This window comes from Starkeya nomas, assembly GCF_902703545.1.
Classification (GTDB): domain Bacteria; phylum Pseudomonadota; class Alphaproteobacteria; order Rhizobiales; family Xanthobacteraceae; genus Ancylobacter; species Ancylobacter moscoviensis.
In genome coordinates, this window is sequence record NZ_CACSAS010000001.1 from 3,096,804 (window position 1) to 3,118,622 (window position 21,819).

12 protein-coding genes are annotated in these 21,819 nt (G+C 63.9%); 4 read left to right on the forward strand and 8 right to left on the reverse strand.

The genetic code is table 11. The annotated features are described in order from the left end of the window. Window positions 1–22: 22 nt before the first annotated feature. The 5 genes from STARVERO_RS14900 to STARVERO_RS14920 form a co-directional block, all read right to left on the reverse strand. Complete coding sequence (locus tag STARVERO_RS14900; RefSeq protein WP_021240080.1) at window positions 23–319, reverse strand: hypothetical protein; 297 nt, start codon at window positions 317–319, stop codon at window positions 23–25. Beyond that, a complete protein-coding gene (locus STARVERO_RS14905) occupies window positions 316–582 on the reverse strand; it encodes a DUF6117 family protein (protein ID WP_021240081.1) in 267 nt (88 codons plus the stop codon). Before STARVERO_RS14905 ends, STARVERO_RS14900 begins: the two co-directional genes overlap by 4 nt. After that, window positions 579–995, reverse strand: coding sequence for a hypothetical protein (locus STARVERO_RS14910; RefSeq protein ID WP_021240082.1), 417 nt, complete (start codon window positions 993–995; stop codon window positions 579–581). Before STARVERO_RS14910 ends, STARVERO_RS14905 begins: the two co-directional genes overlap by 4 nt. A 99-nt stretch (window positions 996–1,094) precedes the next feature. Next, the gene (locus tag STARVERO_RS14915) at window positions 1,095–3,215 is read right to left on the reverse strand and encodes a ParB/RepB/Spo0J family partition protein (RefSeq protein ID WP_021240083.1); all 2,121 of its coding nucleotides are present in this window, start codon (window positions 3,213–3,215) and stop codon (window positions 1,095–1,097) included. A 174-nt stretch (window positions 3,216–3,389) separates the two neighbouring features. Further along, the gene (locus STARVERO_RS14920; RefSeq protein ID WP_159599704.1) at window positions 3,390–4,583 is read right to left on the reverse strand and encodes a DUF932 domain-containing protein; all 1,194 of its coding nucleotides are present in this window, start codon (window positions 4,581–4,583) and stop codon (window positions 3,390–3,392) included. Between the two features lie 266 nt (window positions 4,584–4,849). Here STARVERO_RS14920 and STARVERO_RS14925 point away from each other — a divergent pair, with 266 nt between their 5' ends. The 4 genes from STARVERO_RS14925 to STARVERO_RS14940 all read left to right on the forward strand — a co-directional run bounded on the left by STARVERO_RS14925 (window position 4,850) and on the right by STARVERO_RS14940 (window position 12,337). After that, window positions 4,850–6,070: an ATP-binding protein gene (locus STARVERO_RS14925; RefSeq protein ID WP_021240085.1), complete on the forward strand. Its 1,221-nt coding sequence runs from the start codon at window positions 4,850–4,852 to the stop codon at window positions 6,068–6,070. 62 nt (window positions 6,071–6,132) lie between these two features. Further along, window positions 6,133–7,305: a DUF6361 family protein gene (locus tag STARVERO_RS14930; protein ID WP_244616778.1), complete on the forward strand. Its 1,173-nt coding sequence runs from the start codon at window positions 6,133–6,135 to the stop codon at window positions 7,303–7,305. Further along, the gene (locus tag STARVERO_RS14935; RefSeq protein WP_159599708.1) at window positions 7,302–9,155 is read left to right on the forward strand and encodes a phospholipase D family protein; all 1,854 of its coding nucleotides are present in this window, start codon (window positions 7,302–7,304) and stop codon (window positions 9,153–9,155) included. Before STARVERO_RS14930 ends, STARVERO_RS14935 begins: the two co-directional genes overlap by 4 nt. After that, window positions 9,152–12,337 carry a C-terminal helicase domain-containing protein gene (locus STARVERO_RS14940; protein WP_159599710.1) on the forward strand — a complete coding sequence of 1,062 codons (3,186 nt, stop codon included), beginning with the start codon at window positions 9,152–9,154 and terminating at the stop codon, window positions 12,335–12,337. Before STARVERO_RS14935 ends, STARVERO_RS14940 begins: the two co-directional genes overlap by 4 nt. 67 nt (window positions 12,338–12,404) lie before the next feature. Here STARVERO_RS14940 and STARVERO_RS14945 read toward each other — a convergent pair whose 3' ends face one another. The 3 genes from STARVERO_RS14945 to STARVERO_RS14955 are packed head-to-tail and all read right to left on the reverse strand — an operon-like array spanning window position 12,405 to window position 21,810. Then, a complete protein-coding gene (locus STARVERO_RS14945) occupies window positions 12,405–15,746 on the reverse strand; it encodes a DEAD/DEAH box helicase (RefSeq protein WP_159599712.1) in 3,342 nt (1,113 codons plus the stop codon). 14 nt (window positions 15,747–15,760) lie between these two features. Continuing rightward, window positions 15,761–19,156, reverse strand: a complete 3,396-nt coding sequence (locus STARVERO_RS14950; RefSeq protein WP_159601807.1) for a UvrD-helicase domain-containing protein — start codon at window positions 19,154–19,156, stop codon at window positions 15,761–15,763. Then, window positions 19,156–21,810, reverse strand: coding sequence for a PD-(D/E)XK nuclease family protein (locus STARVERO_RS14955; RefSeq protein WP_159601809.1), 2,655 nt, complete (start codon window positions 21,808–21,810; stop codon window positions 19,156–19,158). Before STARVERO_RS14955 ends, STARVERO_RS14950 begins: the two co-directional genes overlap by 1 nt. Window positions 21,811–21,819: the final 9 nt, after the last annotated feature.

Consider the following 21,819-nt stretch of genomic DNA (forward strand, 5'->3'; position numbering starts at 1 on the left):
TGAGGCGAGGCGCTGTGAAGGCTCAGTTCCAGAGTCCGTCGGCGATCTCACGGGCGAGCACGGCACGCGCCCTGCGCATCACCGTGTCGCCGCTCGTATCGACGTGCCCGAAGAAGCGGGCTCGGGCGCCGTTTTCGGTCCAATCGGAATAGGTGCAGTATTCCTTGGCATCGAGCCGGAACGCGCGAAGGTCGCCCGCCCAGTGAGGCTTTGGCTCGATGATGACGGTGACACCGCCAGAAGTTTCCGGCCACGGCAGCGACCGTTCCGGTGGCGGACGTGTGCGATCGTCCGCGAAGATTGTTTCGACATCGGTCATGACGCCTCTCCCTGTGTATCAGGGCGCAGGAAGGTCGCAGGATCGTCGGGGGCTGGCGGAAGATAGGCGTCGTGGGGGTTCCCGTCGGCGAGATGACCGAAGGGCGTGAAGACGTAATCGCCGTTGTCTCGACCCACCGCACAGATCACATAGCGCCGGTTGCCGGATTGGGCGTCGAGGCACTCCATGAGCGCGAGATTGCCGTCCGCTGCTGCGCGCAGCAGGGTTTGGAAGTTGATCCGGGCGAAAGAGGGGATGCTCATATCTGGTCCCCCTCGTTGGACAGCGTTTCGGCGAGCCAGCCGTCGGTGTAGGTCCAATCCAGCGTTTCACCGGTGGCGAGATCGAGAACGTGCGCGCCGCCGCCGAAGCCGTCGAGCCGGGGCTTCGAGCAGGTGTTTGCATATTGGAATCCCCAACGGCCCGTCAGGCTGAATTGGGCGGCGCAGAGCTTCACGAATTGGATCAGGCGTTCGGGGTCGCCCGTTTCGTCGTCGCGCATCCAAAGCTGCGGGCCGCCATGTTCAGGCTGGATAGAAAGGAGGAAGCCGTCGGAGGGTGGATCTTCCGATGCGCCTTCTTCTGAGAGCTTGTTGTAGAGATCGAGCGCGCCAGCAGCGTTCTCGGACGTACCAACATCGAGCAGGCACGAGAAATGCGTGAAGTAGTCAGCCATGGTGAGCTCCTGAAACGAAAACGCCCGGCGCAGGTCGCCGGGCTGAAGGAAAAAAAGTGGGAAGGGGCGGGACGGTTGATGCCGCCCCGCGTCGGTGTGCTATTCGGCGGCGATGGCGTGCAGGGCTTCATCCTCTTCTTCCGACAGCTCATCCTCGTCGTCGAGGAAGGCAGGGAGCGCATCGTCGCCGTCGCCGTCCGTCGCCGGCTCGCCCTGCTCGACCAGGCGCAGCGGTTCGGGGAGCCAACCGGTGTCGGCCAGCAGGCGCTCGGCCTCCTTGGCCATGTCGCCCTTCTTGAGATGCTCGATGAGCTGGGCGGCCCGTTCGCCGGCGCCCTCGCGAACGGCTTCGAGGATGCGGGGCTTGGTGACGCGGCCGAGATAGTTGCCGACGGTCGGCCGCCAGCCTGCCGCAACCATTTCGAGGCCGGTGGCCCGCGCAAGCCGGTCGGCCTGCGAGAGGCGCACATCCAGGCCATGCTGGCTGACACTCGATCCGCTGTGTGGGTTCGGCCGCTCGAACAGCGCGTTCACGCCGAAGCTGACGCAATGGGCGAGCAGATCGAGCCGCGTCCCGTCGTCGAGATGGGTCAACCAGTCCCACAGAGCCTGATCGTCGGCGGGAACATGATCGCCCCATCGTTCATGCCGCTCGGTCACCTCACGTGCCGGTATGCTGGCCTTCAGGTCCTCCGACTGAGCAGAGAAGAAGACATGGCGGACGCTCGCCTCCAGGCAGCCGGTTGGCGCGGTACGCAGGAAGGTGTCGCTGACCAGCTTGTGCAGCAGCATGGTCATGGCGACATCGGGATGTTCCGCAACGGCATTGCGCAGCGCCAGGGTGCGGTGCGCGGTCAGCTCGATGACGAGGCGTTCGGGTAGCGGCTTGACGCCGTCGTCTTCGTCGTCTTCCGGTTCCGCAACCTGGCCGCCGATGGTGATGACCGCGCGCTGGATCGCAGGCGACCGGATTTCACCGGTTTCGGGATCGACCTCTTCATCCAACGTGTCGTGGTCGGCATCTTCGACCGGTCGCTCGTCCTCGGGACGGACATAGCCGCGATCGACGGAGAGCGAGCCGTCTGAGTCGAGGCTGACGAAGACGCCAGCGATGGCGATGTCGGCTGGATCGTAGATCGTTGGGCGCTGTTCGAAGGCGTCGAGCGCCTGTTCGATCTCGCCAAGGCGCGCATCGATCTCCTCGGGCAGTTCGTCGGCTTCCGCATATTCGGCTTCGAGCCGGTCATATTCGTCTCGCAGAGCTTCGCGGGTGGTGCCTTCGTCGTCGGTCAGATCGACCGTGGTCCCGGTCAACGCACGAAGCCCGTGCTCGTGGCCATAGGGGAAACTCAAGGCGGCCTCGACCCACTTCCAGCCTTCGCCCGCGATCTCGTCGGCAACGATCTTGAGCTTCTCGCTTACCAGGCGGTCGAGCAACCCAACATCTTGAAGCCAGCCGCCATCATCGGACTGGAACAGGTCACGCAGGGCGATGCCGCCGGCTGCCTCATAGGCCTCGATGCCGACGAAGATCGCCCGCTTGTCGGACGCGCGTACCGAAGTCTCCGTCAGCATGCGGCGGATCTGGTACGGTTCCTTCTGCCAACTGTCCTTGACGGCATCCCAGACCTGTTCCTGGCGGGCATGGTCCTGCGAGATGGTGAAAGCCATGAGCTGTTCGAGCGTCATGCCGTCATCGGCATAGATCTCCAGTAACACCGGCGAAACGGAGACGAGGCGCAGGCGTTGTTTCACGACGTTGACGCCGACGAAGAAGGCAGCGGCGATGGCCTCCTCGGTCATGCCTTTGTCGCGCATGGCCTGGAAAGCGCGGAACTGGTCGAGGGGATGGAGCGGCGCACGGTCGATGTTCTCGACGAGCGACACTTCATCAATGGTCACGTCGCTGTTCGGGTCGCCGACGACGCAGGGGACCGGTGCGGTCTTGGCGAGGCGCTTCTGCTTCACCAGCAGTTCGAGCGCACGATAACGGCGGCCGCCGGCGGGCACCTCGAACATGCCGGTCTCGGCTCCGTCGGCATCGAGAACCGGCCGGACGTGGAGGCTCTGGATGAGGCCGCGACGGGCGATGGACTCGGCCAACTCCTCGAGCGAAACGCCGGCCTTCACGCGCCGGACATTGGACTGGCTAAGTACGAGCTTGTTGAAGGGAACGTCGCGCGACGACGACAGGATGATCTTCTGAACGGCAGTTGCCATGTGAGTTACTCCGCGACGGGCGCCGAGAGCCTCTCTCTCGACCCGAAACCCGTCACGAAGCGAAGCGCCGCCCTCTTCCTCTGAAGGGAGCAGCGCCGCCGTACCGGAAAAACGTGGAGACGGAGATGCACGCAGCCGGAAATACGGAGAACAGGATTTCCGGCTTCGCGAGGTTCAGGCTGCCCGGTCCAGGAGTTTCTTCGCCTTGGCCTCCATATCGAGGCGAGCGTCCTGATGAGGCTTGGTGCGCGCGAGCGCGGTGATGCCCTGAACGAAATCGAAGATCGACTGGGGCGGACGACCTTCCTCGGCCAGCACCGTATCGATGATCTTTCCGGTTTCCGCTTTCGAGAAGCCGCGGCGGCGCAGGAAGTTCGTGCGGTCTTCGTCGGTCTTGGCCACGATCCGTTCGCGGGCCGCCTTGATGCCGTTGACGAAGGGCATGGGCGACGAGTTAGCGAAGTTCAGCAGTGCCGGAGCCGCCTCATGGGCGAAGCGCGAGGCGGCGTATTTGCTGTGGCGAATGGTGATTTCCTCGAAATCCTCGACGCCCCACAAATTTCGATTCTGGCATACCGCTCGGAGATAAAAGGACGCAATCCCAAGGGTTTTCGCGCCCACTTCGCTGTTCCAGGCATAAAATCCCCGGAAGTAGAGATCGGGCGATCCGTCCGGCAGGCGGCCGGCTTCAATCGGGTTCAGATCGTCGACAAGAAAGAGAAAGACGTCGCGATCGGAGGCGTAGAGCGTGGTGGTATCCTTCGAGATATCGACGTTGGGATTGTAGATCCCGCTTGACCAGTCGAGCACGCCGGGGACCTTCCAGCGCGTGTCACCCGTGCCGTTGCCCGCGATGCGCTGTACGGCCTCCACCAGTTCGTAGTCATGAATCCTGCCGTAATCGGGTCCGGTCACGGCGCGCAGCTCGACCCGTCCGTCCTCGATCTCGAAGGTTTTGATCTGCTCGGCCCGGTGCGAAGACAGACCATATTGCAGGTTGATTCCGGCAAGCGCGGCGGGAAGCTGACGTAGATAGGCGGCCGGTGCTCCAACCAGGCTGGCAAGCTGGCCGAAGCTCCAGTGCGTCGGCGCGATGGGGGCATCGGCGCCGGGCAGGGTCAGCGCCAGGCGCTCGGGATCGGAGCGGCTGGCTTCGACATGGATCAGTTCGCTCTCGACTACGCGTGTGCGGCTGCGTTCGGAGCGCCCGCGAACCGTGCGTGCCAGATCCGACAGGGACAGATAGCGCTCGTCGTCAGGGCGCGAGAACCATTCGGACGAGACGCGGCCGACGCGCTGGCCACGGGTGACATCGACCTTGTAGCCGCCGCTTACGTCGCGACGGGCTTCCAGAACCTGCATATTCATGGGACGAAACTCCATGACGGGCGCCGGAAGCCTCTCTCCCGGTCCTCAACCCGTCACGGACGATCCGGCCACTCTCTCACTCTACAGGGGGCGTTGCGGGGATCCCCCGCAGAAGGGGTCGGACGAGACCAAGGGCTCGGCCGCAGGGGAAGGCCTTCCCCCTTCACCCATTCCCGGATCACTGCGCTACCATTTCCAATCTACGGGTCATTGACTTCCAATTATCATGCATCATAGTTCCAGTCGTCAAAGAATCGGAAACAGGCATGTACGAACGGCTCGTCGAGCATCGGGTGGAGGAAGCCCTTTCAGACACCCCGGTGGTCCTGATCGTAGGACCTCGCCGGGCGGGCAAGACCACGCTTGTCCGGAAGATGGGGGAGGAGGGCCGGAGCTATATCACGCTCGACGATCAGACGGTGCTCGACGCTGCGCAGTCCGATCCGGCCGGTTTCATTCGTGGTCTGGATCGCGCGATCATCGATGAGATTCAGCGCGCGCCCGATCTGCTGCTGGCGATCAAGAAGACAGTGGACGAGGACTATCGCCCCGGCCGCTTCCTCCTGACCGGCTCGGCCAATGTACTTACCTTGCCGCGAGTTGCCGACAGCCTGGCGGGTCGAATGGAAACCATTCGAATGCTGCCGCTGGCCCGGGCGGAAATAACAGGCCAGGCGCCGACCTTTCTGGAGCGTTTGTTCGCGGGGAAACTTCAGGGGGACCGTGGGGCGATTGTTGGCGATGACCTCATCCAACTCGCCCTGTTCGGAGGCTTTCCCGAGGCGATCAGCCGTGACAGTGAACGGCGGCGGCAGGATTGGGCGCGGTCCTATCTGACGTCGGTTCTGACCCGTGATCTCAGAGACATCGCCGAGATCGAGAAGCTGACCGAGCTGCCGAAATTCGTTCGCCTGCTGGCGGAGCATTCGGGGCAGTTGGTCAACTACTCGCAGTTCGGCTCCAGCATCAATGTCAGCCACAAGACGGGACAGCGCTATGTGGCGCTGCTGGAGCAGGTCTTCCTCGTCTCGACATTGCAGCCTTGGTACACAAACGCGCTGAAGCGGATCGCCAAGACGCCGAAGCTGCATTTCCTCGATTCCGGCCTTCTCGCCACGGCGCGCGGGTTGACGTTCGATCGGGTGAAGGCGGACCGCGGCGTATTCGGCGCGCTTCTGGAAAGCTTCGTGTTTGCCGAAGTCCTGAAGCTCATGGATGCGTCCGACTTACGGCTTACGCCATATCATTTTCGCGATCAGCAGATGCACGAGGTGGATATTGTGCTGGAACGCGACGACGGCATGATCGTGGGGATCGAGGTCAAGGCGTCAGCGACGGTAAAGTCCAGCGACTTTGCCGGGCTGCGGACCTTGGCCGAAGCGTGCAAGGACCGGTTCGCCTACGGCGTCGTGCTCTACGATAGCACCGATCTCGTGCCCTTCGGCGACAAATTGGCCGCAGCGCCATTGTCCGCCTTGTGGAGCTGATGGTCATGCGACAATCGGCAAAACCATCCCGCACCAGACGCAGCCCGTCTATCGAACCTGCGTTGGGATGGACCTATCTGTCGCGGGAGGCGCTGGCGCGCGCCAAGGCGCAAATGGACGAAGAATCCATGGGCGTGCGCGATGAGATCGGCTTCCTGACGATCCATCAGCGTTATGCCGACCGCTTCTTCCCGGGTACATCGGTGCTGCACACGCGTGCCCGCTATGCGCTCTTCGTGCCTTGGCTGTTCGAGGATCTGGCAGGCCTGACGGGACCGGCCGCCGTGCGTGCTCTGCGCGAACGCGAAAGGGAGCTTGCGGGCCGGCTTAAGGACGCGGGCGAATCCCAGGTGATCGGGGGACGTGTGTTTCCCAAGCCGTCGAGCCAACCGCCATCGACCGTGTATTGGAATGCGCTTGCGGTCTGGGGCATATTGCGTCCCCGCATTGATGGGCGGACTATTTCGCGAGCACAGGCGCATCGGCTGTTGAAGAGCGCCGGAGCGGCGACCGATGACGATGGTCATCCGCTTGTCAGTTTCGACCCGCCGTTCGTGCCACTCCTCGATCGACCGGATAATTGGCGTGGCGGCCACATCACACTTCGGATGGCGGCCGCAGAAGCGGCTTTTCTGCGCGAGCATCTCGCACAGTTGCGTCGCGATGGTAGTCATGAGCTGTCCCTGCTCGCGAGACTGGCGCGTACCGAGGCTGCGGCGCCATCGGGGATGTGGGGAGCCGAGGTTAGCGCGGTCGCCGGTCCCGATCAGGCCGCGCTTGCCAGGGCACGGCAGGCCGCAAGTCTCGCGGGTGTAGGCCGGGCCATCTATGACGCGCTTCTGGAGCGTGTCGTCGAGACCGGCGACAAGCGGGAGATATCGACCCGACATCGTGACCATCTCGTCGCGATCATCGAAGAGCACGGTTCCATCGCGGCCAAGCTCGATGTCGATGCGCTTGAGACGGACATTGGCGCGCTGCCGTCGAGGTTGCGTGCTGTTCTGACGGCCACGAAGGACTGGATAGCATCCAGATCGGGAAATCCCGCCCCGCTCTTCGACGTCTACGCCGCGGCTGAAGCCCGCAAGGGGCCGCGCGCACGGCTTGCTTTGACTGTTAATGGACGAGATCGGCGCCTCGAATGGTCGAGCGATGAACATGGCCTCGCTGGGCCGCTCCACTATAGATGGGGGCAAGTCAGTACGCTCCTCGAAGATCTGGCGGACCCCGAATGAGCGAGGTGGTCGAAAGCTGGCCGGCGCTCTCGTTCCTGGAGGGGTTGCGTCCCGGCCCCGATGAAAGCGTCGAGCTCGCCTTGCTGGCGTCCTATTCGGCGGATCTGGGATCGATCGGCGCCACTTTGCTCGCGCTGGCGGGCAAGGACACCGACGCTGGCCGTGGCACTCCGTCCGATTTCGCCGATGCGGTCGAGAGGTTGCGCGGGAAAGTGCGCATTGTGATCCAGCGCGGCCGTCTCGCAAGAATGCGGCGTACCCCGCGCATCGCTGCCGTGCTGGATCAGTTCGTTCGCGAAGTCGATTTCGATGAGGCAACACATAGCTGGCACCCCAAGGCCGCTCTGGTGCGAACGTGCGGCGCGGACGGCGAGATCGGCTGGCGGCTTTGGGTCGGCAGCCGGAACCTGACCGAATGCGTAAATCGCGACATTGGGCTGCTGCTTGTTTCTGGTGGCAAAGGTGGTGCTCGGATCCCTGGTGCGGAAGATCTGGCGCGCGGACTGGCCGAGAAGGCCGAGCTGAAAGGCGCGCGTTCCGCTTCCCTTGCGGCGACGATTGCGAAGGTGGCCTGGCGGGCGCCAGCAGGCGTGCGCGTTGAGCGGATTCGCTGGTCGGCCGGGACGGGAGATCAGGTCGTTCCTGTCCCGCCACCGGGGACGGACGAGGTTGTCGTGGTGAGCCCCTTTGTCGACAAGAACTTTCTTGCCAGACAGACACCGAAGGGAACGAAACCGTCACGAAGCGTACTGCTGACGACAATGCGGGAGATCGAACGGGTCGGTCCGTCACTGGCGGTATTCGACGATTTGCTCGCACTCGATGCGCCCGACTATCCCATTGGCGATCCCGAACCTGCATCACAGCCTGCGGCGCTGGCGGTCGATGCTGGCGCGGCTGACGATGAGGAGGAGGAAGTCGGGCGCGGCCTTCATGCCAAGCTGTTGTTCATGCGGTCCGGGCGCAAGCGGACGCTTTGGCTGGGCAGCGCGAACGCAACGCTGCGGGCCTGGACCGGGCGCAACGCCGAGGTGACGGCCGAGCTGGCGGTTTCCGAGCCGGTCGAGAAAGGTCTGAGGGCGCTTCTCGGTTCGGCCCGTCCTGTAGCCGTCCCCGGCATGGAGTATTCGCCCGACGCGGCGGCCCTGGAGGAGGAGGCGCTTGAACGGGCGCGCGCCCAAGTGGCGGCGCGCTGGGCGGCAGAACTCAGCGTCGACGATGAAGGGATGCGCCTCACCCATCACTCCGATCTCCATCCCGGCGGACCGCATCCTGACGAAGCCGACATCGTGCTGGAAGTGGGCGCGCTTCATGGCGAGCTTCTGGTCTGGCCGGCACAGCAAACCGACATGCTTCTGGGGCCTGTTGCCGCCGCGGAGCAAAGCGAGTTCGTGCGCTTGCGAGTCAGTCGTGGAGACAAGGGGCTTTCGTGGCTGCAACGTGCGCCTGCCGAGCCACCATTCGGAGAGGATCGCGACCGCGCCGCATTCGTGCGCTTTCTTGGCGCCAGAGGGTTCCTCCTCTGGGTGGCTGGATTGCTCGCCGATGACGATCGGCAGGGTGAGGGCGACTGGACGAGTGACGAAACGCAGGAACGGGCTGGTTTGGCAGCGAATCCGGCGGCCGACACCTCGCTGCCGACCTTGGAAGAGATGCTGGCGGCATGGGCGCGCGACCCGAGCAAATTCAGCGAGATTGAGCGACGGGTCTCTCAATATCTGCCGGCCGTACTTGAGCAGGCTGGACAGGAAGACCCGCCAACAGGGGAGATGTTGAGGCGCTTCGATGCGTTGTGGGGCAAGCTTCGAAGCGGGCTCGGCGCGTCTGCAATCAAAGGCGGACGCCAATGAGCGTGCCCAAGCCTTTTCAGGAAGCCGCCGTGAATGCGGCGCTTGCGGCCTTCACGGACCAGATGGGCCGCCGCCGTTTTCTTGTGGCTGATGAAGTCGGTCTCGGAAAGACGGTCGTGGCGAAGGAATTGGCTCGCCGCATGTCCGGGGACGGCTCCCGGCCTTTGGTGATCTATTACATCGCCAACGGCCATGCGGTCTCGCATCAGAACAAGGGGCGCGTCGTTGGGTTCCTGGGCGATTCACAACGCAAGGCCGCAACCGCGACACCGGACCGACTCTCGCTGATCGCGATCACCAAGCGGCCGGACAATCCCGTTCTGATCTACGCGCTGACCCCAGCGACCTCCTTTCCAGGAGCGCGTGCGCGCCTCACGGGAGGACGCAAGGAAGAGCGAGCATTCCTCAAGGTGCTGCTCGAACAGACCTATCCCGCATTCGCCCGCGATCTTGATCCGGCCATATTGCGGCTCAGCGCGCGAGGTTCGTGGGACTGGGCCGTCAAGGACGCGGAAGCCAAATTCGCGGTTTCGCCGTCGCACCTCCGCCAGCGGTTTCGTGAGGCCCTGGCGGCAGAATTCGGTGAGCCGGTGCGCGCGATGCTTGATTTGGCGGTTCATGGTGATGCGAGCCGAAAGATCCATCCCCTCAAACCGACCACCTTCGTTGGTCGCCTCCGGCGCGCCCTTGCGCTGGCGACGTTGCGCCATCAGCCGCCCGATCTGGTCGTTCTCGACGAGTTTCAGCGCTACCGGCAGATTCTCGATGAAAAGGCCACCGATCCGCTTCTTCAGGCGCTTCTGGAACCTGAAGGCTCCGTTGCTCCGCCGGCGATCCTCCTGCTCAGCGCGACGCCTTATCGGCTTCTGAGCACACGCTGGGAGGAGGCGCGCGGCACGCTTGCCCATGCGGAACTCCTGGAACTGATCGAGTTCCTTGCCGGCCCCGTCGTTCGTGAACGGGCGAGGACGCTCTTTTCCGATTTCGGTGACAAGCTGCGAGACATCGCGGCGCATTCCGATGCGAGCCATCCTGAGTTGGAGCGTGACGTGGCGGACGCTGCCAGGATCAGGGATGAGCTTCGCACATTATTGACCCCGGTAATGTCGCGGACAGAGCGGGACAGTGTGGCGCTGGCCGATCCGCTCGCGGCAACGCAATTTCTTGATGCGGACCCGTCGCCCGAGGATTTTCAGGTCTATCGGCATCTTGTGGAGAGTTTCTCCGTGCAGATGCGTTATGAGGCGCTACCATATTGGTCCTCGGTTCCACTGCCCGCACAGGCCCTTGGTCCTCGCTATGCGGCCTGGAAGCGCGCTAAGATCAAGGCAGCGCCGAAGCTCACGCGGATGACGCGCGATCGTCGCAACAAACTCGATGCGCCAGCCGCATGGCCCGACGCGAAGCTCCGGGCGCTCAGCAGCGTCGCTCCGCCGAAGCTGCTGTCGCTTCCCTGGGTGGCGCCATCGTTCCCTTGGTGGCCGCTCGACGGTGGTTGGAAAAGCACTACGGCTGATCCCAAACTCCTAATGTTCAGTCGCTTTCGGGCAACCCCGCCCAGCGTGGCGGCACTCCTGAGTTTTGGTGTGGAGGCGCACTGCCTTCCCAAGAAGCATGGCGGCTATGAGAAGGCGTACCGACGGCGGCGCTTCAAGTTGGCGGCCGTCCCCGGTCCCGTGATGGCGGCGTTCCATCCGTCACCATGGCTGATCCGCAATACGGACCCGCTCGTGAAGGCCGGGACGACGATCGGCGCCGTTCGCAAGGAGGTTCGGCGGCAGATTCTCGCCGCTTTGCCCAAAGGCATCATTGAGCGGGATACCGTGAAGGCCAGGCGACGGCACAGGTCGATTGCAAGGACGCTGGCGGCGATCGAACGGATGGCAGATGTTGCCGACCTGTCCGTCGCGGGCTGGAGCAGCGCGATCGGTGACGACCGTGCCGCGCAGTCCGCTGTCCGGAAGTGGCGTCAGGCGCAGCCGATCGACCGGCTGTCCCCAATCGAGCTTTCAGACCTCGTGGATTATGCGATTGGGGCGCCGGGCGTCGCGCTCGGCCGGGCGTTGCTGCGGCATGACCCGACGATCCTTGACCCGGCACGCTATCCGGAGCTGGTCCAACTCAGTTGGCAGGGACTGCGCGCCTATCTCGACAATCCGGTGATCCTGTCATCGTTGTCGGGGAAGAGCGCGGTCGAGCAAGTCATGAGCGCGGTCGTGGATGGTGGCTTCGAGAGTGTTCTTGACGAGCATTGCTGGCTACGCGCTCAAAACCTCCATGAAGGCGTCGCGGGTCTCACCAAGGATTTGCAATCGTCGCTCGGGCTACGCGCGGGCAGCTTCAGCTTTCACGGAATTGGCGGGGCGCCGCACAAGATCCCTGTTCGTTGCCATGTCGCCGTGCCGTTTGGCGATGCCGAGACCGAGCCTGTCGTCAAGGTGGAGGGCGGCGCGGCACAAACCGCTCCAGCCCGACCCGATGAAGTTCGCAGGAGTTTCAACACGCCTTTCTGGCCGCACGTCCTGGCGACGACATCCGTTGGGCAGGAGGGCCTGGATTTTCACCCGTGGTGTTCGCATGTGGTTCATTGGGATCTCTCGTCCAATCCGCTCGATCTCGAGCAACGTGAAGGGCGCATCCAGCGCTATGCTGGTTTGGCTGTCCGACGCCGGCTTGCGGCAACATTGCGAGACGAAGTGCTGAGGGATTCTACGATGGCGGAAGGCTCACCTTGGCGATGCGTGCAGAGACATGCGGAGCGTTCCGTCGATGCGAGCGGCCTTCGTCCATGGTGGGTGCTCGATGGCGCCGAAATCAGCCGTCATGTTTTCGAGCGTCCCTTTGGAAGGGATGTCGCGCGCTTTGCCCAACTTCGAGAGCAGCGCATGATTTATCGTCTGGCTCTTGGACAGCCCAATCAGGAAGATTTCATCGATGTGTTGTCGCGGGGCGGCGAGGCAACGCGCAGGCTGCTGCAACCACTCGTTCTCGATCTTTCCGCAATGGGCCTGCGCCAGACCCCGATGACTGCCCGTGCAGCACCGACCAATGGCGACGGGCGACCAATGGCGATTGCCCCTTCGATAATGAATGGCGGGGATATGTTGGCGGCGACGACTGTGGCGATGCCGATTGATCCCAGACCAGCCGACCCGATCCTTCCCGGCGCTGATCCTGGCTGATCGGGGAAGGGCGACGATCGCCCCTCATGTCGAACGGAGCACCGGAGGCTGAAGGCTTGCCGGGAGATCACGCGCTGCCGATAATCCGCAACTTCATCGCTCGGGTTTCCAGCAGATACGTCTCGACTCCGGCTAACAGGTGCAAGCCTTCTTCGGTGACGGCTGCGCGGGAGAGGCCAGGTTGCACGATCCTGACGTCGAACTCGTAGCGATAGTCCTGCCAGCTCGCTTTCAGCTTTTTGAGAAACGCCGCCGTCCCTTGCTCGAAGCGCGAAGTCTGGCCTTTATCCAGACGCAGCTTCTCTCGCTTCAGCATGTGCGTAAACATGCGGTTGGGACGATCGCGCCATCGGGCAGATTTTTGGGCTTGGCCGCAGACCTCGTAGAGATCCTTGACGCGGGCTCCGGGCGCGTCCGCGCTGGAATATTTGCAGTGATGCAGGGTTACCTGCACAAGACCTTCCGTCACGCGAAGGGTGACGACGTCGGCGATTTCGCCGGCGCCGTCGTCGTCAAAGACGAGGTCATAGGCCTCCCCGTCAGCGAGCAGCACGTCGATCACCCGCCGTTGCACAGAGTCTGCGCGCTTTTCAGGTCCCTGCGCCTCAGCCCGGATATTTGTCCGGGACCAGTCCCAGACCTCGATCTGGTCCGAGGGGTAGGGGGCGACGGCAACACCATCTGGCAAGGCGTAGAGGTGGCTGTAGATCAGCAGTGATCCGTCCCCGAAATCGATCTGCGGGGAATCCTCGCCAAACGATTCCGACAAGGTCTTCACTTTGCCGCCAACCTTGATGGTCGTTTTCGCTCCCGATCGCTGGGGATAGCGGGCGCCGCCCTCGGCGAACACGATTTCGAACTCAGCGACATCAACATCGCTCCGTACCGAGAAGCGCAGCGGTCCGGTACGTTCATGATCGAGCAGTTCGATGTCACATTCGGCAAATGGCACGGCCCGGTCGCCGAAACTGATCTCTACACGGTCCTCGATCTGCGTGAGCAGCGACTCCGGCCAATGGATGGCGACGGGCGGCACGGTCGGCCGTTCATTGATCTGGCGGGGCCGCATTGCACTCTTGAACACACCGTCGGTGGTGATCCCCGGATCATTCACAGCCCGGCCGATATCGGCGCACCATTCGACCCAGTCGGTGAGATCGCGAACTGGAGAGATCGACCAGAATTTGCCTTTGGCCGAACAGCCGCGCGAGGCCGGCACCCCATCCAGGAAGCCGGTGGCGAAGACATTGTTCTTGATGCGGGACTGCGACTTGGCGGTATCGAGACCGTCGGCGACATCGACGCCCATATACATGGAGTAGCGAACGCCGCGGCCCTGATGATGGGTCAGGCCAAGATTGCGCAAGATGAGGCGGTTGAACCCGTGCAGGCTGCGGAAGACTTCCTCGCCTTCGACGCGGCGCGCCGTGTCGCCACAGATGGCTTTGGCGAGCCGGTCGTAGGGGCCTTTGGCCGAACTGCTGATATAAAGAAGCTGTCGGTCGGGATCCCAGTGCATCATGTGCAGGTCCCAGATGACGTTGGTTGCGTGTTGCGCGGTTGTCCAGCCGGCCTGCTCCTCAGAGCGCGTGACGAAGATGGCAACGCGTTGGTGCGGGTTGATCTTCATGCCGAGATAGACGCCGGGATTGTATAGATCTTCGGCCCGGAGCGGTTCCCAGGCGTCGCACGACGTCCGATAAACCACGGCGTTCATCTTCGGTTCGAGTGTCTGAAGAGGGATGTCGCTGAGGTCGCCGACGAAGCCCTTGAACATTTCGGCGCGCCGAACCTGCCGGTCGATTTTTGCGGTACTGAGCGCTTCAACCAGCGCATTCCAATCGGCGTCCTCCGCGTATAGCTTTGCAAGCGACCGGTCGATGTCGTCCACGCCAGTATTAGCGATGACGGTGGCATCGCCCAGGCGCGGATCTTGCCGGGTGAAGCGGCCGACGAACTGGATGGTGACGGCGATGCTCTTGTGCGGATCATGTAGGCCCGCGATCTTCAGCTCCGGGAGATCGAAACCTTCGCCCAGCATATCGACGCAGATGATAACCCGGCTGTCGAAGCGCCTCAGCGCGGCGAGGTTGGCGCGGCGCTCGCGGATAGACTGCTGGCTGTGAACGATAACCGGCCGGAATTCCGGGAACATCGCGCTGTAGAGCTGGTGGAGGTCCTTGGCGCGGTCAATCGTCTGGCAGCGTGCCATAGCGAGGTGATTCAGGCCTGCGTCCAGATCGCCCTGCAGAACCTCGCCGAGCTTCTCGGCAATGGCCAGGTCGGCATCGGCCTGGTCGAGCCCGAACACAGCCTCGAAACGGATCGGTTTGAAATAGCCTTCGGTCTGCGCCTTTTTGAGCGGATATGTGTAGATGAATTCGCCATCGACGCGCCGGCCGTCCTCACGGAAGGGGGTGGCCGTGAACTGGACGATGGGTAGCGGCGGTTCCCGATCGATAAAGAGGCCACGGAAGCGAGCCCAGGTCGGGGCGCCGATATGATGCGCCTCGTCGATGAAGAGCGCCGAAGCGCGCGCTGCCATCTGCTCCTGAATGGGCGCGTCCGCGCGCCCGGCGATCTGCATCGTGGTGACGACGACATTGGCGCTGTCGAAGATTTCATCGACCTCCGCCGGGCTCGTCGGAATATGGGACAGCCGCATGACAAGCGGAAAGGCTGCTGCGTCGGCGAGGCATTGCTGTTCCCTGAGAACGCCGAAGGTCTCGAACTTACCAGCGATCTGCTCGCGCAAGGCATCGGTCGGCACCACCACCAGCAGCCGCTCGAAGTTCTGATGGGCGTTGAGCGCGAGCATGGTCTCGGTCTTGCCCGTGCCGGTCGGCATGACCACGGTTGCCGGATCGGTTGACCGGGTTGCGTGGGCCAGCGCGGCGTGAAGCGCGCCGATCTGAGGACGCCGCAAACCCGGTCGCGCCGGCTCGCCAGTCTCGGCGGCACGTCCTTCGCGCAAGTAAACCGCGTCCGTCCAGGAGGCGGAGACGGCAGCCAGTCGATCGGTACGCTCGGCACGATCCAGCGTGGCGATATTGGCCGGCAACACGTTGACCCATCGGCCTTCGCCCAGTTCCAGCGCTTCGGCGATTTGCACAGCCTCGGTTGCGCCGGGCACCAGGAGAATGAGATCGGCCTCCAATGGTGTTGCCGTCTTCGCACTGATGATCTTCAGCGTCTCGCCCGATTTGAGGGAGGCCTCATAGCCGGTGACACGGCGGATCGCGAAAGGACGTAGTTTGCAGCGCACGCGGTGCGCTGGAACCGCCAACTGACGCACGGGGCTTCCCAGCACCTTGCCGTCTACGGCAAGGCGAGGGGGCAGTAACAGCTCGACCTCGGGATTGAAGAGATCGTCCTGGCTGGAATTGGTGGCACGCTTGCGGGTGGCCATCGGGGCGTCCTCCGTCAGGCCGCCATCGTCTGCAGCGAGGGCGAAACGGAGATCACCGTCGCGCTCGTCATCAGGACGATCAGGCCCTGCTCGGCACCGGTCATGTCGAGATAGGCACGCACCTGACCGCGGTAGTGGTCGAGCGTCTGCGGATCGGGGGCCACGTCGCTCTTCCAGTCGACGACGACGACCGGGCGGCCTTCCGCACCGACTGTCAGCGCGTCGGCAATGCCTGCCGTCGCTGCCAAGTCGGTTTCTTCGCCGCGAAGGGCATAGACGGGGAATTCCGCGAGTAGCGCGGGCCGGAGGGCCGCGATTTCCGGCAACGCCAGCGTCCGCGCGACACAGCCAGCCTGTTCTTCCGGGGCGAGCCCAGCAGCCGGATCAGTGACGGGAACCTTGCCGAGCGCCCGGATAAGTTCCTCGGCGCGCCTCGCGAGTGCCGCAGAGGCGTCATCGGTCTCGCCGGTCAGTACCTCTTCCATGAGCTTGTGCAAGACGAGCCCGCGCTCACGTCCACCTTGGACGGCCAAGGGCACCCCCAATTCGCTCGAAGTGTCGTCGTCCGACCCTGCCCAGATGTTGGCTTCCTCTTCCTGCAATACCGTGCCGGTCGCATTCTCGTCGCGGCTCGGGGCGAGCCAGGTCAGTCGCACCTGCCTGTCGGCGATTGCGCCGGCCTCCGCGGCAAAACCCTCGCGGGTCTGATTATTGATGGCGCTGCCGGCTGTGACAATCGCATCGAGCGGCAAGTGCGATACATCAAAAGCCGGAAGTTCGGCCAGCGTCAGGTCAACAAGGCCAATCCAGGCGGACTTGGAGGGCGTCACATCGAGCCGTGGTAGAAGCAGCAATTCCCGGGCGCGTGTTGCTGCGACATACCAGAGGCGCACGCGTTCGCGATCAAGTTCATCCTTTTCGGCCTGGCGCGCAACGTCGTAGCCAGACGGCGCGACGCCGAGAACGGGGCAATAGAAGGTGTCGGTCTGGCGATCGATCACCGCGCTGTCGGGCGCCATCACACCGGTCATGGTGTTGATGGGAATGACCACCGGCCATTCGAGACCCTTGGCGGCGTGCATCGTGAAGAGCGCGACGGCTTCCTCCTGAGCGTCGGGCCGCCCTTCGACCGCGCGAGCTTCATCGGTCCAAGCCGCTGTCATCGCCTCGGAGAAGGCCCGCAGGCCACGCACCGCGTAGCTGGTCGAGAGGCTGAGATAGAGATCGACATTGGCGAGCGCGCGTTCGGCCTGGCCGCGATGCCGATCGAGCAGAATGGGACGCAACCGCAGGACATCCACGGCTTGCGAAAGCAGTTCGTGCGGCGTCGTACTGTTTCCGCGCCGATAGAGCGCTTGCAGCTTTTCGACCACATCGCGCGCGAGCGGATGGACAATCGCCGTCGGGTCGACGCCGAGATCGAGGCGGGGGATCCGGTCAGGCTCGTCCTCGGTGCGCGGAAGCGCCCAGACGATGTCCAGCAGTTCCTCTTCGCTGAGCCCGACCAGCGGGCCTCGCAGCATTGCGCCGAGCGCCAGGGTGTCACGGCGATCGGCCAATACACGGGTCAGCGCAATGAGGTCCTGAACCTCCTGTCGGCGAAACAGGCCCTTGCCGGCCTGCGTCGCCACCGGAATGCCGCGCCGCTCGAGGGCTTCCTCATAGCGCCACAGATCCGCGCCGGTCGGCGCAAGGAGAGCAATGTCGCCCGGCTGGCAGGGGCGTTCGGTGCCGGCTTTGCGATCCAGAACCGGATGGCTGCCGATCAACCGGGCGCACAGGTCGGCCACGGCATCGGCTTCAGCGTCGCGTTGCCGCTCGGCGCTGGCCTTGCCATCTTCATCGGCGACGGCAATGTCGAGCGCGGCGACGCAGATGCCTTCGCCGCGATCGTCATGGAAGGGATCAAGCGACGTAAAGCCGGGTTGGCCATCCGCCGACAGGATCGCCTCGAAACGCTCGTTGACGAAGGTGAGGATCGAGGCGCAGGAGCGGAAATTGGTCGAGATCGACACGAGGCCGTCTGCATCCTGCACCGTGAAGGCGGTGCGGGCCTGAACATAGGCGCCGACGTCGGCGCCGCGGAATCGATACACGGCTTGTTTGGGATCGCCCACGAGGAAGAGTGCGCCCGGCCGAATCCGGAAGCCTGTCCAATCCTGCGGATCGTCCCCGGGCTCGCCGCACAAGCGCCAGAAGATTTCAGCCTGAAGCGGGTCGGTGTCCTGAAACTCATCGACGAGGACCTTCGCGAACCGCTGGCCAAGCGCCTGCCGCACCGCCTCATGATCCCGCAGCAGATCGCGGGCGGCATAGATGAGGTCGTCGAAGTCAAGCTGGGCACTGGCGCGCTTGTGTTCGTGATAACGCTCCATGATCGGCCTGGCTTCGCCGATCAGCGCCGCGAGAACCTGACCGGAAACTGCCTGGAGAAGGGCGTCCCAGGCCGAGCAGCACGCTTCGAAATGGGCTTGAGCGGCATCGTTCAGTCGTTCGCCGTCCGCCTTGGACAGACCCGCCTGCTTGGCCGCGGCGGCCCATTTGCCCTTCTTTCGATAGGAGGAAAAGGTGCCGGCCTTGGTGCAGAGATCAGGATGGGGGCGCGAGACGAGCAGTCCGACCAGGCCTGCAGGCGCGGCAGCGTCTGTGGCGGTCGGCAGCATCGTTGCCATTTCGGAGAACCGTGCCGCGTAGACTTCCGTTTCCGGTTCGCTTGCGGCGGTTGCCTGCATGAGAGCGGAGAAGTCGTCGGCCGTCTGCCGAAATGCCAGAAGATGGCCGGCGAGCGGTATCACCGCTGGCGCCACGAGGCTCCGGCGACGGCGCAGAGCCTCGGCGATCTTGTGCATCAGTGCCACGGTCTCGCCGGGACTGTGCAGCACCATCTCAGCCAGGATTCCACCTTGGCCGCCTGACAGGCGCTCGCGCAGCCAGCCATCGACGATTTCGAGAAAGGCAAGATCGGCTTGGTTGCGGTCCATGACGGCCGCGCCCGGATCGATATCGGCCTCGGCGGGATAGGGCTTGATCAGGCGCTGACAGAAACCATGGATGGTCGAGCAGGTGATCTCGTCGATGGCGGCGGTCGCTGCGATCAGATTATCGCGCTGCCCTTGTGACAGACCATCGGGTAGCCCGACTGCAAGCTCGGGTGCGATGTGACCCGCAGCGAGGTCGGCGACGAAATCTCGGACGCGGGCGAGGAGCTCGCTCGCAGCCAGTTCGGTGAAGGTGACAGCGGCGATTGCGCGTGGTGCAACGCCCTGCGCCAGCATGAGGGCGATGCGCCCAGCCATAACCGCGGTCTTGCCCGAACCCGCACCGGCCTCAACGAGGATGGAACGATGGTGATGGCTGATCGCGTCACGCCGAGCGCCATCGTCCTTAAGAGTCTTCGACATCATGTTCATCATTCCGCCTCCCAGACCAGAGCGACATCGCCGAGCCGCTCGGTTGCGGCGGTTTGTTTACGTTTGCAGTAAGTGGCGCTGGCATTGGCCGGCAGCGCAAAAGCGAGATCGTCATAGTCACCGCCTGTATCCGGACCCGGCAGTGCCGCGCCGCTCGACAATGCAATCCGTGCGGCCTGCAGATAGCCCGTGATTTCCGCCAGCACTGCCGCTGGATCGTCGAGTTGAAGGTCGAGCGGTTCGCGTGGGTAGAGCAGGGAGGCGCTGATCGCGACATGGTCGCCCAGCAGCGCCTTGACCGCGAAGGCGTAGAGACAACGCTGAAGCTCGCGCCCTCCGTTCAGGCGAATATCGCTCTTCGGGGGCATCCCGGTTTTATAGTCGCGCACGAGCGCACGGCTGCCGTCATCGGCGATGTCGAGCCGGTCGATGTAGCCGGCGATACGAAAGCCGGTGTCCGGGATCGTCACGGGCAGGCTTGCATCCCAAGGAAGCTCTGCCTGCGTCTTGGGGTCGGACCCGCCGAAAGGCACTTCGCCATAGGAGCGGCTGCCGGGCAGATGGTCGTCGCCGTAGATAAGAGCCTGACTGGAGAGAAGACGTGCTTCGCCAAGCGTCCGGCCCCAGATGACGTTGGGCGGAACTGGCCGCTCGCTTTCCCATTCGGCAGCTACCGCGTCCGCAGCTTCTGCCACGGCAGCGTCAATGGCGGACGCATCGGCGGAAGCCAGCCCTCCGGCCGCTTCGAGATTCCGCAAGGCGCGATCGAGCACCAGATGGATGAGATCGCCTGCCGCAAGCGCGTCGAGCACGAGCGGTTCGGTACTGCTTTGCGGGGATTTCCAACCAAAGGCATAGCGCCAGAGGAAACCGAGCGGGCTGCGCAGCAACGTCTTGAGCGAGCTGGCCGACTGGGTTCGCGCAAGAATCGCGAGAATGAGTGGATGGTCGGGCCGGACGAGGCCGTCATGCGGTGTGACCTCCGCCTGGCGCCAGTCGCTCCAGCAAGTACGTGCGCTGACCGCCTGGGGATCGCTGGTGAACTCCTGCGGCCGGGCCATAAGCCGATCGGTTTCGCTGAAAGCGTGGGTTGGGATCGCGTTGCGGCGCAAATAGGTTTCGTCTCCATGGCCGGCGAGCAAGGGGCTCCGGCCCAGGAGCCGTCCGTCGCTGTCGCGCCGGGCGCGTGACAGGACCACCTCGCCGGACGTTGTCGCGAGGATCGTTTCGAAATCACGGCGGTCGGCCAAGCTCACGGGCAGCGGGTCGAGTTCGCTGGTCGGGACAATATGGTCGGGGATCAGCCGGTCCTCGGCGATTCCGCGTGGCCAGCGCGAGGAGTTGAGGCCAACCAGCCGGACGAAACGGCGAGGTGACGCTGCAAGGGCGCCGGCTGGCATCCAGGCGACCGACACGCAGGCTTCCAGCCCGTCATCCTGTTTCAGCGTTTCGAGCGTGACATCGATCGAGGCGGCAGGCCCGGCGAGCAGCGCCTTGCGCCAGATCGACAAGGCTCGTCCCTTGAGAAAGGCTTCCCCGATGTCCTGCGCGGCATCTGGCCCCTTAGCCAGAAGGTCAACCGCCGCCCGCAATGCTGGGGCATGATCCATGCCATCGGGCCAGTCGTCCGGTTTGAGGCGTGTCAGCAGGCGGTTCCAGGCCGCAGAGGTGGACAAGGGCGCATCGCTCGGGAGGACGCGCAGCCACCCGTCGGGAAGCGAGGCCATTGGTGTCGACTCCCGGCACAAAGCCGAAAGGCGGCGCAGGCGCGATTGCGAGAGGCCGCGCACGACGATATCGGCAAGTGCTGCGGCGGCCTGTCCTTCGCGGGTCGTGGCGGTCCGGACGCCGTGAACGAAATGCAGATCGATATTGGCGTCGGCGCGCAACGCCAGAAAATGGTCATCGTAATCGGCGGGCGACGCCGTGGCGATCGCGACGTCGGAAGGTGAGACGCCTGACGCAAGCAACGCGCGCGCCCAGCGCATGGCCTCGATGGCTTCGTGATAGGCGGTCGCGGCGCTGACGGAGCCAACTGTCGGCTCTTCGGCCTTGGTCTGCACGACTACGACGCCGCTATCGCGGAGCCAGTCTGGGACGAAACGGGGGCCTGCCGTCCATTGCACCGGAATGCGTGCGGAGAGTTCCTTCACCAGAGGGCGCCAGCACGGAGACAGTTCGGTCAGCCCGGCGATTTCCATAGAGCCGAGAACGGCTGGCGCATGGGCGATACGGTGGCTGGCTGCGGCGACAATATCGACCGGACGCATCATCCCGTCGGGAAGTTGGGTGAGAACGGCCGCTTCCAGGCGAGCGATAGCGTCGAGACGGGGATGATATGTCGACCGGCCGGCCAAATCGATGCCCGAACGCCAAGCCTTATGCAGCGTGTCCGCGGCCGCGCCAATCATGCCCGGCAGCATCTTGATGCCTTCCAGCTCCCCCATCGGCGTGGCGGGAAGCACCGCCTGGATCGCCGCGCACAGGCTTTCCTCATCGATCGGCCGGACGAACCCGCCCGCGAGTCGCACGGCGGCTTGCTCGAAAGACATGATCTGGAGGCCATGGCGGCCGCTGCGCGCGGCCGCGAGGCGGGCCTCCCGCATAGCGAGGCGACCATGAACGATAAGAGTGGATCGACTCGCGGCTGTCATCGTCATCCC